We start from the raw sequence: 13141 nt of genomic DNA, 5'->3' as shown, positions 1-13141 counted from the left end.
GCCCAGTTTAGCACCGCCACTTGAACGTTCATATCAACCGCGCTAGGTTGCGTATGAACGTTCATACGAAAGGACCGGCAGAACCATGAGCGACCTCAAGATCGCGATCATCCTCGGCAGCACCCGCCCCGGCCGCAACGGCAAGGCCGTCGCCGACTGGGTGCTGGAGAAGGCCAAGGGGCGCAGCGACGCCGACTACGAGCTCGTCGACCTGGCGGACTTCCCGCTGCCGCACCTCGACGAGGCGATCCCGCCCTCGCTGGGCCAGTACGCCAACGAGCACACCAAGGCGTGGGCCGAGAAGATCGCCTCCTACGACGGCTTCATCTTCGTCACCCCCGAGTACAACCACTCGACCTCCGGCGTGCTGAAGAACGCCATCGACTACCTCTACGGCGAGTGGAACAACAAGGCCGCGGCGTTCGTGTCCTACGGCGCGCTCGGCGGCGCCAGGGCGATCGAGCACCTGCGGGCCATCGCCAGCGAGCTGCAGCTCGCGCACGTGCGCCAGCAGCTGTCGTTCTCCCTGTACACCGACTTCGAGAACTTCTCGGCGTTCAAGCCGGGCCCGCAGCACGACGAGGCGGCCGGCGTGCTGTTCGACCAGCTGGAGTCCTGGTCCCGCGCGTTGAAGACCGTCCGCGTCTGAGCGTCAGGACAGGGTGAGCAGCCGCGCCGGGTTGTGCCGCAGCATCTCGGCGACCGCGTCCTCGCCGACGCGGCGGGTGAGGCGCGGCAGGAACCGGCGCGGCAGGTAGTCGAGGCCGGGCAGCCCGCCGTAGGCCCGGTAGCGGCCGCGGCGGGCCACGTCCCCGCCCAGCAGGATTTTCGGCGTGTGCCCGGCGGTGACGAGTTGTTCGAGGTCGTCGAGGATCGCCGAGTCCGGCGCCTCGCGGTGCCGGGCCATGCCGTCGAACCCGAGGTACGCCCCGGCCGCCGCGAGTTCGGCGTGCAGGCCGGGGTCGAGGTTGCGGTCCACGTGCGCCAGCACCACGCGGTGCGCTGGAACCCCTTGCGCGGCAAGGAGTTCCAGCACCTCGAACGCCGCCGAGCAGTACTCCAGGTGCACCATCACCGGCACGCCCGTGGCCGCCGCCGTTTCGCCGACGGCGGCCAGCACGCGCTGCTCGAACGGCGAAATCCGCCAGTAGCCGACGCCCGCCTTCACCATGCCCGCCCGCACCGGCTCGCCATCCGGGCCGGTGGCGACCGGGCCGCGGGCGGGGGAGTCCTCGGCGGGCAGGCCCTCGGTGACGTCAGCGGTGAAGCGGGCGGTGAGGTCGTCCGCGTCCCGGAGCCAGTGCCCGTCGGGGTAGTGCTCCTCGCGGTGCGCGCCCGTCACGTGCACGACCTGGAGTCCGGTGGCGCGGCTGATCCGCGCGACGGCGGCCGGGTTCCGGCCCAGCCCCGTCGGCGTCGCCTCGACCATCGCCGAGATCCCCGCGGTGACAAGGGAAAGCGCTTCCTCGCCGCTCGCGGTCTCGTCGTCCAGCTCGTCCCCGGTGAGCAGCGGGCTCACCTGGAACAGGTGCTCGTGGTAGTCAGCCGGCCCGAACCCGGCGGCGGGCACGTCGCCGAGCACGGTCCGGATCACAGCGTCTCGAACCACGGTTCGAGCCGCCGGTAGGCGTCCATGAAGATCTCGTACTCCCGCGCGTAACGCTGGTGCGCGGCGGGATCCGGGCGTTCCTCCGCACGGTTCTCGGCGAACCGCCGTGCCACGTCGAAGGAGCCGAACACACCCGCGCCGACCCCGCCGACGATCGCCGCGCCGAGCGACGTGGCCTCGTCCGCCAGTTCCCGCCGCCGCACCGGCACGCCCCACACGTCGGCGAAGATCCGCAGCAGCACGCCCGCGTTCGCCGCCCCGCCGATCGCGTCCACGTGGTCGATGCTGGCGCCGTTCTCGGTGAACGCCCGCAGCCCGGTGTAGAGGTTGAAGGCCACGCCTTCCAGCACCGCGCGCGTGAGGTGCGCGGGACGGTGGTGCCGGGCCAGCCCGGCGAACACCGCGCGCGCCTTGGGGTTCCAGTACGGCGAACGCTCGCCGAGCAGGTGCGGCAGGAAGTACAGCCCGTCCTCGCTCGCGGTGACTTCCGCAGCGCCACTCAGCAGTCGGGAGTACCGCTCGTCGTCGCCGGGCGCGAGCGTGGACACGATCCACTCCAGCGACGCGCCGCCCGCCTGCATCGTGGCGGTGGGCACGAAGCGGCCGGGGATGACGTGGTTGAACGTCATCGTGCGCATCCGCGGGTCGTGCAGCGGCGCGTCGGCCGCGAGCGAAGCCCACGACGAAGAGCCGAGGTAGGCGTAGGCGCCGCTCGCCGCGTCGAGCACGCCCGCGCCCAGCGCCGCCATCGGGCCGTCACCACCCCCGAGCACCACCGGCGTGCCCTCGCGCAGCCCGGTCTCCCGCGCCGCTTCGGCGCTCACCTTCCCGACGACGGTGGTCGACGGGAGGATCTCGGGGAACAACGCCCGGTCGAGCCCGGCGGCGTCGAGCAGCTCACCGGACCAGTCCTCTGTGGACTGGTCGTAGGCGTTGGTGCTGCTGGCATCCGACGGGTCGGTGGCGAGCACGCCGGTCAGCCGGTGCACCACGTAGTCCTTCGCGAGCACGACGTGCCGCGTCCGCGCGAACGCCTCCGGCTCCCGGTCGCGCACCCACATCACCTTCGACAGGGAGTAGGTGGGGTTGAGCCGGTGCCCCGTGATCGAGTACCCCTTCTCCATCCCGACGCGCTCGACGAGCTGCGCGGTCTGGTCCACCGACCGCGTGTCCGCCCAGATGATGGCGGGCCGCACCGGGCGGCCGTCGTCGCCGAGCAGCACCGCGCCCATCATCTGCCCGGAGAACGAGATGCCCTCGACCCGGTCCAGCGCCGCCGGGTGCTGCGCGACGAGCCGGCGCGTCGCCGCGCAGACCGCGGCCCACCACGCGTCGGCGTCCTGCTCGGCCTTGCCGCGCGGGCCGAAGTCGGTGCCGTAGGTCTCCGTCACGGCGGCGAGCACGGTGCCGGTCTCGTCGACGAGGGTCGCCTTGTCGCCGGTGGTCCCGAGGTCGTGGGAGATGATCATCGCAGGGAGAACCCCCCGTCGACGAGCAGGTCGGTGCCGCAGCAGAACGAGGCCTCGTCGCTGAGCAGGTACTCGATCGCGGACGTGATCTCGCGCAGCTCGCCGAAGCGCCCGAGCACCGTCTCGGCCTTCCACTGCTCGTGCATGTGCTTCTTGAGCGCGTTGAGCGGGGTGTCGACGTAGCCGGGGGAGACCGCGTTGACGCGGACGCCGCGCGGCCCCCACTCGACCGCCAGCGAGCGGGTCAGCGCGCTGACCCCGGCCTTGGTCGTGTTGTAGACCGACTGCTTCTGCGGGTGGTTGACGATCGCGGTGCCGGACATCGACGCGACGTTGACGATGGCGCCGCCGCCGCGTTGCAGCAGCTCGCGCCCGAACTCGCGGCACGTCAGGAACACGCCGCGCAGGTTGACGCCCATCACCGCGTCGTAGAGGTCCATCGGCATGTCCTCGGCGGCGACGTCGTCCTCGACGATGCCGGCGCAGGTCACGAGGTCGACCGGCGTGGGGTCCTGCGCGTAGAGGGCGCGGACGACCTCGACCACGGACTCCTCGGAGCGCAGGTCCACCCGCGCCCCCTCGACGCCTTCGGGCAGCCGGTCGAGGCCGTCGCGGTCGAGCCCGTGCACGCGGGCGCCCTGGTCGCGCAGCGACTGGCACAGCGCGCTGCCGATCCCGCCTGCGGCGCCGGTGACGGCGATGCGGCGGCCGGAAAATCGCTCGGTCATCTTCCCCTCTTCGCGGACGCGGGCGAGTACGGCCCGTCACCACCGGGAGAAGAGGGCCGCACCGCCGGGTTCTGTAGTTTCGCTAGCTTATCTCACGCTGCGCAAGGTCCGATTAGGCCATCCGAGTGACGTGGGCCACGGCGGAGTCGGAAGGGGCTAGGCGATCGGCGGATCGATGTGTAGTTTCACTACAACTTGATTGGCACGAGGAGGTGCGCATGAGTAGTGCCGACCGGCCACCGGGGTCACCCCGGGTGGTGTTCTCGGCCCGCGGGGTCGGCCGGAGGTATCCGGGGGTCCGGGCACTGGAGGGCCTCGACCTCGACGGGTACGCGGGCGAAGTGCTCGCGGTCTGCGGGGCCAACGGCGCGGGCAAGTCCACCTTCGCCCGGCTGCTCGCCGGCCAGGAAGCCCCGGACGACGGCGAGATCCGGGTGGAAGGGCACGACGGCCCCGTCACCGGTCCCGCCGACGCCGAACGCGCCGGCATCCTCCTGATGCACCAGGAACCCCTGGTCGTCGACGACTTCTCGCTCGCGGAAAACGTGTGGCTGTACCGGCTCCGCGCGGGCAGCGACGTCCGGCCGTGGAAGCTCGCGCGCCGCGGGGACGACCCGGAGACGCGGCGGATCCTGAGCGACGTCGGGCTCGGCGACCTCGACCCGCGCATGCCCGCCCGGCAGCTCGCGCCCGGGCAACGGCAGATGCTCGCGCTGTCCCGCGCCACCGTCACGCCGCACCGCGTGCTGATCCTCGACGAGACCACCGCGTCCACCTCCGAGGAGCACTTCAAGGAGATCGAGCGCATGGTCGCGGCGGAGCGCGCCGCGGGCACCGCGGTGGTGTTCGTGTCGCACCGGATGCCGGAGGTCTTCGCGCTCGCGGACCGGATCGCCGTGCTGCGCAACGGAAACCTCGTCGACGTCGTCCGCGCCGCCGAGACGGACGCCGGGCACGTCACGACGATGATGATCGGCGAGGCCGTCACCGCGCTGGACCGCCCGCCCGCGTTGCCGGAGACCGCGGGGCCGCCCGCGCTCACCGTGCGCGGCCTGTCCGCCGGCTCGGCGCGCGACGTGTCGTTCGACGTCGCCAAGGGCGAGGTCGTGGGCGTCTACGGACTGGTCGGCAGCGGCCGTTCCTCCGTCGCGCGCTCGGTTTCCGGGCAGCAGCGGGCACTCGCCGGGGAGGTGTCGCTCGACGGCAACCCCGTCGTGCTGCGCTCGCCGGGCGAGGCGTTGCGGCGCGGCGTCGTGTACCTGACAGAGGACCGCAGGCGCGAAGGCTTCGTCGCGGACTTCACCAACGGGGAGAACCTCACACTGTCCACATTGGGCAGTTCCTCCCGGCTCGGTGTGCTGCGACGGCGTCGCGAGCGCGCTCGGGTCACCGAGCTGATCAAGCGGTTCCAGATCAAGGGCGGGCCGGACGTGCTCACCAGCACGCTCTCCGGCGGGAACCAGCAGAAGGTGTGCCTGGCCAAGTGGCTCGAGGCCGACCCCGAGGTGGTCGTGCTGGACGAGCCGACGAAGGGCATCGACGTCGGTGCCCGGCTCAACATCTACCGGATCATCCACGACCTGTGCCGCCAGGGCCGGGCCGTGCTCGTGGTCACGAGCGAGGCCGAGGAGGCGCTGATGCTGTGCCACCGCGTGCTCGTCCTGCGCGACGGGCGGGTGGCGGCCGAGTTCGACACGGCCGACGCGACGACGGACGACCTGATCAGGACGGCTTTGGGAGGAGAGGCGGCGTGAGGACTGCTTGCAGGTCCGAACCATTGAGCGCCACGCTTGCCGACGCGAAAACACTGTCGCGGCTTGCCGCGTCCGGGAAGGAGGCGGCGTGACCGCTGTGGAAGAAACGCTGGAGACGGGCGCTGGCAGCGAAGCCCGGTCGTTCTGGCGCGGGCGGGGTGCGGGCTGGCTGCGCCAGCAGTACCCGCTGCTGATCCTGATCGCGCTGCTGGTGATCGCATCGCTGGCGAGCGACGCGTTCCTCACCACCCGCAACCTGCAGAACCTCGTGCTGCAGATCTCGGTCACCGGCATCGTCGCGCTGGCGCAGCTGCTCGTCGTGATCTCCGGAGGCATCGACATCAGCGTCGGCTCGGTGCTGGGCCTTGCGTGCGTGCTCTCCGCCGGGCTGTTCGGCGGGTCGTCGGCGCTCGTCGGGCTGCTCGTGGCGCTCGTCGTCGGCATGGTGCTCGGCGCGGTGAACGGGTTCCTCGTCGCCTTCCGCGGGCTGGAGCCGTTCATCGTGACGCTCGGCATGCTCGCGCTCGCCCGCGGGCTCGTCTACGCCTACACCGAGGGCAGCCCGCTGACCCCCGCCGCGTCCGGCTTCACGGTCGCGGGCACGACGACCATCGCCGGTGTCCCGCTGCTGGGCATCATCTGGGTGCTCGTCGCGATCGGGCTGGCGTTCCTGTTGCGCCGCACAGTGTTCGGCCGCCGCGTGTTCGCCGTCGGCAGCCGGGTCGAGGCCGCGCAGGCCTCCGGCATCCCGGTGCGCGGCACGCTCGTCGCCGTCTACGTCATCGCCGGGCTGCTCGTCGGGCTCGGCGGCTTCCTGCTCGTGTCCCGCGTCGGCGCGGCGACGCCCACCGCGGGCAACCTGTTCGAGCTGGACGCGATCGCGGCCGTCGTCATCGGCGGCGCCCGCCTCAACGGCGGGCAGGGCCGCGTCGTCGGCACCGTGATCGGTACCGCCATCTTCGGTGTCATCTCCAACCTGCTGGTCCTGCTCAACGTCTCGACGTTCCTGCAGGACGCCTTCCGCGGCGCGCTCATCCTGCTCGCCGTCGGGCTCGCCACCATCGGCCGCGGGCGCTCCGCGCGCGGCCACTGACCCATCCACTGTGGACAATGGAGTTCTCGTCATGCGCAAAACCCGTGTGCTCGCCGCACTCGTCGCCGGTGCGACGCTGACGCTCGCCGCCTGTGGCACCGTCGGCTCCAGCGGCGGTTCGGCGGCCGCCCCCAAGCCCGCCAACGAGGTCACGATCGGCTTCGCCGCGCGCCAGATGGACGCGCCGTACTACGTGGCGATGCAGTCGGTGGCCGAGCAGAAATCCAAGGACAAGGGCTTCAAGCTGCTGTTCCAGAACGCCAACGGCGACCCCGTCACGCAGATCAACCAGGTCCAGACGATGCTGTCGCAGGGCGCGGACGTGATCGTGGTCGACGCCATCAGCCCCGAGACCGAGCGGGCGCAGCTGACGCAGGTCGCCGGCCAGGTGCCGCTGCTGTTCGTCGACACGGGCATCCCGGACGTCGGTGTCACGTCGATCCAGTCGGACAACCACGAGATCGGCCGCCTGTCCGGGCTGCTCACCGCGAAGCGCATCGGCAGCGGCAAGACCATCCAGGTCGGCGTGCTCAACGGCGGCCCGAACGACGAGATCGTCGGCCCGGCGCGGCAGAGCGGCTTCCTGGAGGGGCTGCAGCAGGGCGGCGTCACCGCGCAGGTCGTCGCGTCCGCCAGCGGCACCTACACGCAGGAACAGGCCGTGCCCGCGACCGAGTCGATGCTCGCCGCGAACCCCGGCATCGGCCTGATGCTGGCGCTCAACGACTCGATGGCGCTGGGCGCCCTGCAGGTGCTGCGCAACCAGGGCAACACCAAGGTGCTCGTCGCCGCGTCGGCGGACGGTCAGAAGGAGGCGCTCGCCGAGATCGCCAAGGGCTGCGACAGCCAGTACGTCTCGACGGGCCTGAACTCGCCGAACCTGGCCGCGGACGCCGCATTCGACGCCGCCATCGGCATCGCGACCGGCTCGGTGGACCCGAAGACGCTGCCCAAGACGCAGAACACCCGCGCCGAGGGCATCAACTGCGAGAACGTGTCCCAGTTCTACGACCCGAAGAGCATCTTCTGATGCCGGACGATCCGGGCGCGGTGGCCCGGGTGCGCGTGCACCCGGGCGGCACCGTGGCGCTGGAACGGGTGCCCCGCCCGGTGCCCGGGCCCGGCGAGGTCCTGGTCCGGCCGGTGTTCGTGGGGATCTGCGGCAGTGACACGCACGCGGTGGCGGGGGAGCACCCGTTCATCGACCTGCCGTACGCGCCGGGGCACGAGGCCGTTGGCGTCGTCGAGGAGACCGGACCGGAGGTGACCGGGCTGCGGCCCGGTGACCGGGTCGTGCTCGAACCCGGGCTCGCGTGCGGCCGGTGCCGCCGCTGTGTGGAGGGCCGCTACAACATCTGCGCCGAGCTGGCGGTCTTCGGCTGTCAGACGGACGGCGCGATGGGCGAGTACTTCACGGTGGCCGCGGACCGGCTGCACGTGCTGCCCGCCGACGTGCCGGACCTGGCCGCCGCGCTCGTCGAACCGCTCGCCACCCCGGTGCACGCGGTGCGCCGGGCGGGCGTGGGCGAGGGCAGCCGGGTCGTCGTGCTCGGTGCCGGGCCGATCGGGCTGCTGGTGGTGGCCGCCGCGCGGGCCGCCGGGGCCGCGGAGATCGCGGTGACCGATCCGATGCCCGCCAAGCGGGAGCGGGCGCTGCGGCTGGGCGCGGACACCGCGGTGGCACCGGAGGAAGCGCTTTCCGGGGACGTCGACGTGGTCTTCGACTGCGTCGCGGTCGAAGCCACCGCGCGGCAGGGGATCGGGCTGCTGGTCAAAGGCGGCACGTACGTCGTCGTCGGCGTGCCCGCGGGGCCGGTCACCGTGCCGCTGCACCTGGTGCAGGACAGGGAGATCACGGTGCTGGGCAGCCTCATGTACGTCCGTGAGGACGTCGAGGAGGCACTGCGCCTGGTGCGCACGGTGCCCGCCGACGAGCTGGTGAGCGGGATCTTCCCGCTGGAGCGGGCCGCGGAGGCGTTCGCCGCGGCCCGTGATCCGGAGCAGGTGAAGGTCCTGGTCCAGGTGTCCGGGCCCGCCGCGGTGTAGCGGCACTACCTCCAATCCGCCGAGCAGGGCTTTCCCTGCTTCGGCGCGCTCGGAAACCGGCGGAGGGGACACGTGTGCCCAGCGTCGTGTAGCAGAACTACAAGAAAGGTGTTGTGATGACGGAACCCCGTTCGGTCCCCGAACCGGGCGCGCTCGTCGTGGGAGTCGACGGCTCGCTCGCGGGGCGCACGTCCGGGTACGAGAAGCGGCTCGGCGACATGGGCGGCGTGTACCGGGACCAGGCCGCGTACGAGGCGCTGCTCGCCGAGCTGGGCGGAGACCACGTCGTGTACCGCGTGGAGGAGCACCGGTGCGCCGAAGGACCCGGCGCGCTGACGATCGGCACGTCGACACTGCTGCCGGGCCGGGTGGGCGAGGAGTTCGCGGTCACCCGCGGGCACCTGCACGCCGTGCCGGACCGGGCCGAGCTGTACCACTGCCTGAGCGGGCACGGGTTGCTGCTGCTGGAAACCCTCGACGGCCGCAGCGAGGCGTACGAGCTGGCGCCCGGCCGGGCCGTGCACGTGCCGGGGCACTGGGTGCACCGCAGCGTCAACACCGGTGACGAACCGCTCGTGACGTTGTTCTGCTACAACACCGACGCCGGTCAGGACTACGGCCTCATCGAACAGGCAGGCGGGATGAAGTCGCTCGTCGTGGCCGACGGTGACGGCTGGACGTTGCGGCCCAACCCCGACCACCGCGGCTACCCGGTGGAGGTGGTCGCGTGAGCGTCCTCGCGGACCTGGGCGCGCTGCGCGTGGTGCCCGTCGTGGAGATCGAGGACGCCGACGCGGCCGTGCCGCTCGCCCGCGCGCTCGTCGCGGGCGGGCTGCCCGTCATGGAGGTGACCTACCGGACGAGCGCGGCGCGGGCCGCGATCGAGCGGGTGGCCGCCGAGGTGCCGGAACTGCTGGTGGGAGCGGGCACGCTGCTCACCCCCGCGAAGGTCGCCGACGCCGCGGAAGCCGGCGCGCGCTTCGGAGTTTCACCGGGCTGCGGAGGCGGCGTCCTCGCGGCGGCGCGGGAGGCGGGCCTGCCGTTCGTCCCCGGTGCCGTCACTCCCGCGGAGATCATGGTCTGCCTCGCCGCGGGCTACGACGTGGTGAAGTTCTTCCCCGCCGCGGCCTACGGCGGGCTGGGCACGCTCCGGTCGCTCGCCGGGCCGTTCGCCGCCGCGGGCGTGCGGTTCGTGCCCACCGGCGGCGTTTCCCCGGACAACCTCGCCGAGTACCTGGCCCTGCCCGCGGTGCTCGCCGTGGGCGGGACGTGGGTGGCGCCGCGCGCGGACATCAGCGCGGGGAAGTGGGACGAGATCGCCGCGCGGGCCCGCACGGCGGTGAAACTGGTGGAGGCCGCGTCATGACCGTCGAACTGCCGGAGCCGGCGCAGCGCCCCACGCTGTACTTCATCGGTGTCACCACGAAAAGCTCCTCGATCCGCACGGTGTTCCCGCGCTGGGCCGGGCACCTCGGCCTCGACGCGGTGCTGGAAGGCATCGACCTGCCGGTGCACGCGCCCGCCGCGGACTACCGCCGGGTCGTGGAGTTCCTCGCCGCCGACGAACTGGGGCGCGGCGCGCTGGTCACCACGCACAAACTCGACCTGTTCGCCGCGTGCGGCGACCTGTTCACCCGCGTGGACCCGCTGGCGGAGCTGATGCACGAGACCAGCTGCCTGTCCAAACCGGACGGTGGTGTGGTGGCACACGCCAAGGATCCCATCTCCTCGGGGCTCGCGGTCGACGCGATCCTGCCCGCCGGGTACTGGGAGGGAACGGGCGCGGACGCGTTCGTGATGGGCGCGGGCGGTTCGGCGATCGCGATCACGTGGTACCTGAGCAGGCCGGGCAAGGACCGGCCGCGCCGCATCGTGGTGTCCGACCCCGACCCGGCGCGGCTCGAAGCGCTGCTGCGCGTGCACGCGGACGCGGGAACGGACCTGGAGATCGAGACCGTCGTCGTGCCCTCACCCGGCGACAACGACCGCGTGCTCACGGATCTGGCGCCCGGTTCGTTCGTCGTCAACGCGACGGGGCTGGGCAAGGACGCGCCGGGTTCGCCGTTGACCGGCAAGGCGGTCTTCCCCGCGGACGCGGTCGCGTGGGATCTCAACTACCGCGGCGAACTGGTGTTCCTGGACCAGGCGCGGGCGGCGGGGCACGTGCGCGTGCACGACGGCTGGGTGTACTTCCTCCACGGCTGGACGCAGGTGATCGCCGAGGTGTTCGGCATCGAGATCGCCACGGAGGGCCCGGAGTTCGAGGCGCTGAGCGAGCTGGCGTCGGGGGCGCGGCGATGAAGATCCTCGTGACGCCCCGGTCGCTGACGAAGGCGGGGCTCGACGGCGTGCCGGAGCTGGCGCCGCTGACCGAAGCCGGGTACGAGCTGGTGCCGGGCCCGGCGGGGCGGCTGCCCGCGGAGGAGGACCTGCTGGACCTCGTGCCCGGCTGCGGTGGCTGGCTCGCCGGGGTCGAGCGCATCACCGACCGTGTGCTGGCGGCGGCGCCGGAGCTGCAGGTGATCAGCCGCAACGGCGCGGGCACGGACGCGATCGATCTTGACGCGGCGCGTGCGCGAGGGGTGCGTGTGGAGCGTGCGGCCGGGGCGAACGCGCAGGGGGTGGCCGAGTTGACGCTCGCGCTCACGCTGTGCGCGCTGCGGGACGTGCCGTGGTCGGCGGCGTCGGTGAGGAGCGGGGGCTGGAGCCGTGCGCAGGGCCGGGAACTCGCCGATGTGACCGTGGGTGTGGTGGGGCTGGGGGAGATCGGGCGGCGCGTGGCGTCGGCGTTCCGCGCACTCGGCGCGCGCGTGCTCGGGTACGATCCGTTCGTGTCCACTTCGGACGCTGTTTCGCTGGACGAGCTCTTCGGTCGCAGCGATGTCGTCACGCTGCACTGCCCGCCGCCGTCCGACGGAAAGCCTTTGGTGACAGCGGATCTGCTGGACCTGGCGCCACGCGGCGCGGTGCTGGTCAACACGGCCCGGTCGGTCTTGGTGGACGACGATGCGGTGCATGCCGCGTTGGAGGGGGAGCGGCTGAGCGCGTACGCCGTGGATGCTTTCGACACCGAGCCGCCCGAGCTGACCCCGTTGCTGCGACACGAAAGGGTCCTCGCGACGCCCCACATCGGAGGCTACACGGACGCCAGCATCCGCCGCGCGACAGCGGCTGCGGTGGCGAATTTGCTGGCTGTGCTGGGAGGTGTCGTGTGAAGGCGGTGGTGTATGACGCGCCGTGGTGGTGCGGGGTCGCGAGCGTGCGGTGCTCGACCGTAGCCGGGGCGGATCTGTCGGTTCTGCTGGGAGGTGCCGTGTGAAGGCGGTGGTGTACGAGGCGCCGCGGTCGTGCGGGGTCACGAGTGTGCGGTGCGCGACGGATCTGTTGGCTGTGCTGGGAGGTGTGGCGTGAAGGCGGTGGTGTATGACGCGCCGCGGTCGTACCGGGTCACGAGCGTGCCAGACCCGGAGCCGGGGCCGGATGAGGTGCTGCTGCGGGTCCTGATGGCCGGGTTGTGCGGTACCGATCTGCACCTGCACGAGGGTGAGTTCGGGCCTCGCTATCCGCTGGTACCCGGGCACGAGATCGTCGGCGAGGTGGTGCGCACCGGTGAGGCCGTGACCGGGTTGCGACCGGGGCAGCGGGTGGTGCTGGACAACACTTCCCGGTGCGGGGACTGTGCCCCGTGCCGGCGGGGGATGGGACACTTCTGCGCGAACCTGCGAGCGCAGGGCGTGACGGAGCCGGGCGGGTTCGCCGAGTACCTGACGGCGCGGGAGGCGAACTGCTTCGCCGCCGACGACCTGCCGGTGGAAGTGGCCGTGTTCGCGGAGCCGCTCGCGTGTGTCGTGCGGGGGCTGGACCGGATAGCGCTTTCCCCGGCGTCGGACGTGGTGATCTTCGGCGCGGGCCCGACGGGGTTGCTGCTGGCGCAGCTGGCCGCGCACTCGGGCGCGGGACGCGTCACCGTGGCGGCGCCAACCCCGTCGAAACTGGCGAAGGCGGCGGAGTTCGGCGCGGACCACACGGTGCGCCTGGACCGTGCCGATCCGTCATCGGGCATTGCGGCGCTGCGTTCACTGGCACCGGACGGCTTCGACGTGGTGATCGACGCGACCGGCGCGGTTTCCGTGCTGGCCTCGACGTTCGGCTTGGCACGCGACGGCGGCACCATTGTCGTGTACGGAATGGCGCCCGAGTCGGCACGCTGGCCGGTGCCGGCGTACGAGGTGTTCCGCCGCGAGCTGACGATCCTCGGTTCGTTCGCGCAACTGCACGGAATCGAGCCGGCACTGCGCCTACTGCGCACGGGCCGCGTACGCACCGATGGCCTGATCACGCACCGCTTCACGCTGGGCGAGTACCCGCAAGCGCTTGCGGCGGCGGGGGAGAGTGGTTGTTTGAAGGCCGTGCTGGTGCCGTAACGGTGGGTCGGGGCGGGG

At 72.0% G+C, this 13141-nt stretch carries 13 protein-coding genes; 10 read left to right on the top strand and 3 right to left on the bottom strand.

The window, feature by feature from the left end:
• The first annotated feature begins 85 nt into the window (after positions 1-85).
• Positions 86-649 carry an NADPH-dependent FMN reductase gene (locus ABFX51_RS36740; RefSeq protein ID WP_346056550.1) on the top strand — a complete coding sequence of 188 codons (564 nt, stop codon included), beginning with the start codon at positions 86-88 and terminating at the stop codon, positions 647-649.
• 3 nt (positions 650-652) lie between these two features.
• Here ABFX51_RS36740 and ABFX51_RS36735 read toward each other — a convergent pair whose 3' ends face one another.
• From ABFX51_RS36735 to ABFX51_RS36725, 3 genes are read right to left on the bottom strand one after another with little or no spacing between them, the layout of a single operon-like run.
• A complete protein-coding gene (locus ABFX51_RS36735) occupies positions 653-1594 on the bottom strand; it encodes a phosphotriesterase family protein (protein ID WP_346056549.1) in 942 nt (313 codons plus the stop codon).
• A complete protein-coding gene (gene xylB / locus ABFX51_RS36730) occupies positions 1591-3078 on the bottom strand; it encodes a xylulokinase (RefSeq protein ID WP_346056548.1) in 1488 nt (495 codons plus the stop codon). Before xylB ends, ABFX51_RS36735 begins: the two co-directional genes overlap by 4 nt.
• Positions 3075-3806 (bottom strand): SDR family NAD(P)-dependent oxidoreductase, encoded by a 732-nt coding sequence (locus ABFX51_RS36725; protein ID WP_091505402.1) that lies wholly within the window; start codon positions 3804-3806, stop codon positions 3075-3077. The genes xylB and ABFX51_RS36725 overlap by 4 nt, the downstream gene beginning before the upstream one ends.
• A gap of 218 nt (positions 3807-4024) precedes the next feature.
• On the opposite strand from ABFX51_RS36725, the gene ABFX51_RS36720 reads away from it, so the two are divergent.
• The 9 genes from ABFX51_RS36720 (at position 4025) to ABFX51_RS36680 (ending at position 13123) form a co-directional block, all read left to right on the top strand.
• Positions 4025-5560 (top strand): sugar ABC transporter ATP-binding protein, encoded by a 1536-nt coding sequence (locus ABFX51_RS36720; protein ID WP_346056547.1) that lies wholly within the window; start codon positions 4025-4027, stop codon positions 5558-5560.
• An 88-nt stretch (positions 5561-5648) separates the two neighbouring features.
• Complete coding sequence (locus tag ABFX51_RS36715; protein ID WP_346056546.1) at positions 5649-6653, top strand: ABC transporter permease; 1005 nt, start codon at positions 5649-5651, stop codon at positions 6651-6653.
• 31 nt (positions 6654-6684) lie between these two features.
• Entirely contained in the window at positions 6685-7683 is a 999-nt protein-coding gene (locus ABFX51_RS36710) for a substrate-binding domain-containing protein (RefSeq protein WP_091505400.1), read from the top strand.
• Positions 7683-8699, top strand: coding sequence for a zinc-dependent alcohol dehydrogenase (locus tag ABFX51_RS36705; protein ID WP_346056545.1), 1017 nt, complete (start codon positions 7683-7685; stop codon positions 8697-8699). Before ABFX51_RS36710 ends, ABFX51_RS36705 begins: the two co-directional genes overlap by 1 nt.
• A 116-nt stretch (positions 8700-8815) precedes the next feature.
• Positions 8816-9430 carry a glucose-6-phosphate isomerase family protein gene (locus ABFX51_RS36700; protein WP_346056544.1) on the top strand — a complete coding sequence of 205 codons (615 nt, stop codon included), beginning with the start codon at positions 8816-8818 and terminating at the stop codon, positions 9428-9430.
• The gene (eda, locus tag ABFX51_RS36695) at positions 9427-10065 is read left to right on the top strand and encodes a bifunctional 4-hydroxy-2-oxoglutarate aldolase/2-dehydro-3-deoxy-phosphogluconate aldolase (RefSeq protein WP_346056543.1); all 639 of its coding nucleotides are present in this window, start codon (positions 9427-9429) and stop codon (positions 10063-10065) included. Before ABFX51_RS36700 ends, eda begins: the two co-directional genes overlap by 4 nt.
• Positions 10062-11000 (top strand): shikimate dehydrogenase family protein, encoded by a 939-nt coding sequence (locus ABFX51_RS36690; RefSeq protein WP_346056542.1) that lies wholly within the window; start codon positions 10062-10064, stop codon positions 10998-11000. Before eda ends, ABFX51_RS36690 begins: the two co-directional genes overlap by 4 nt.
• On the top strand, positions 10997-11914 hold the full coding sequence (locus tag ABFX51_RS36685; RefSeq protein WP_346056541.1) for an NAD(P)-dependent oxidoreductase: 918 nt from the start codon (positions 10997-10999) through the stop codon (positions 11912-11914). Before ABFX51_RS36690 ends, ABFX51_RS36685 begins: the two co-directional genes overlap by 4 nt.
• A 192-nt stretch (positions 11915-12106) precedes the next feature.
• On the top strand, positions 12107-13123 hold the full coding sequence (locus ABFX51_RS36680; protein ID WP_346056540.1) for a zinc-dependent alcohol dehydrogenase family protein: 1017 nt from the start codon (positions 12107-12109) through the stop codon (positions 13121-13123).
• The last annotated feature ends 18 nt before the right edge of the window (positions 13124-13141 follow it).

It is taken from the genome of Amycolatopsis dongchuanensis, assembly GCF_039542405.1.
GTDB lineage: Bacteria > Actinomycetota > Actinomycetes > Mycobacteriales > Pseudonocardiaceae > Amycolatopsis_E > Amycolatopsis_E sacchari.
Note: the sequence above shows the minus strand (reverse complement) of the source record. Positions and strands in the feature narration are given on the sequence as shown.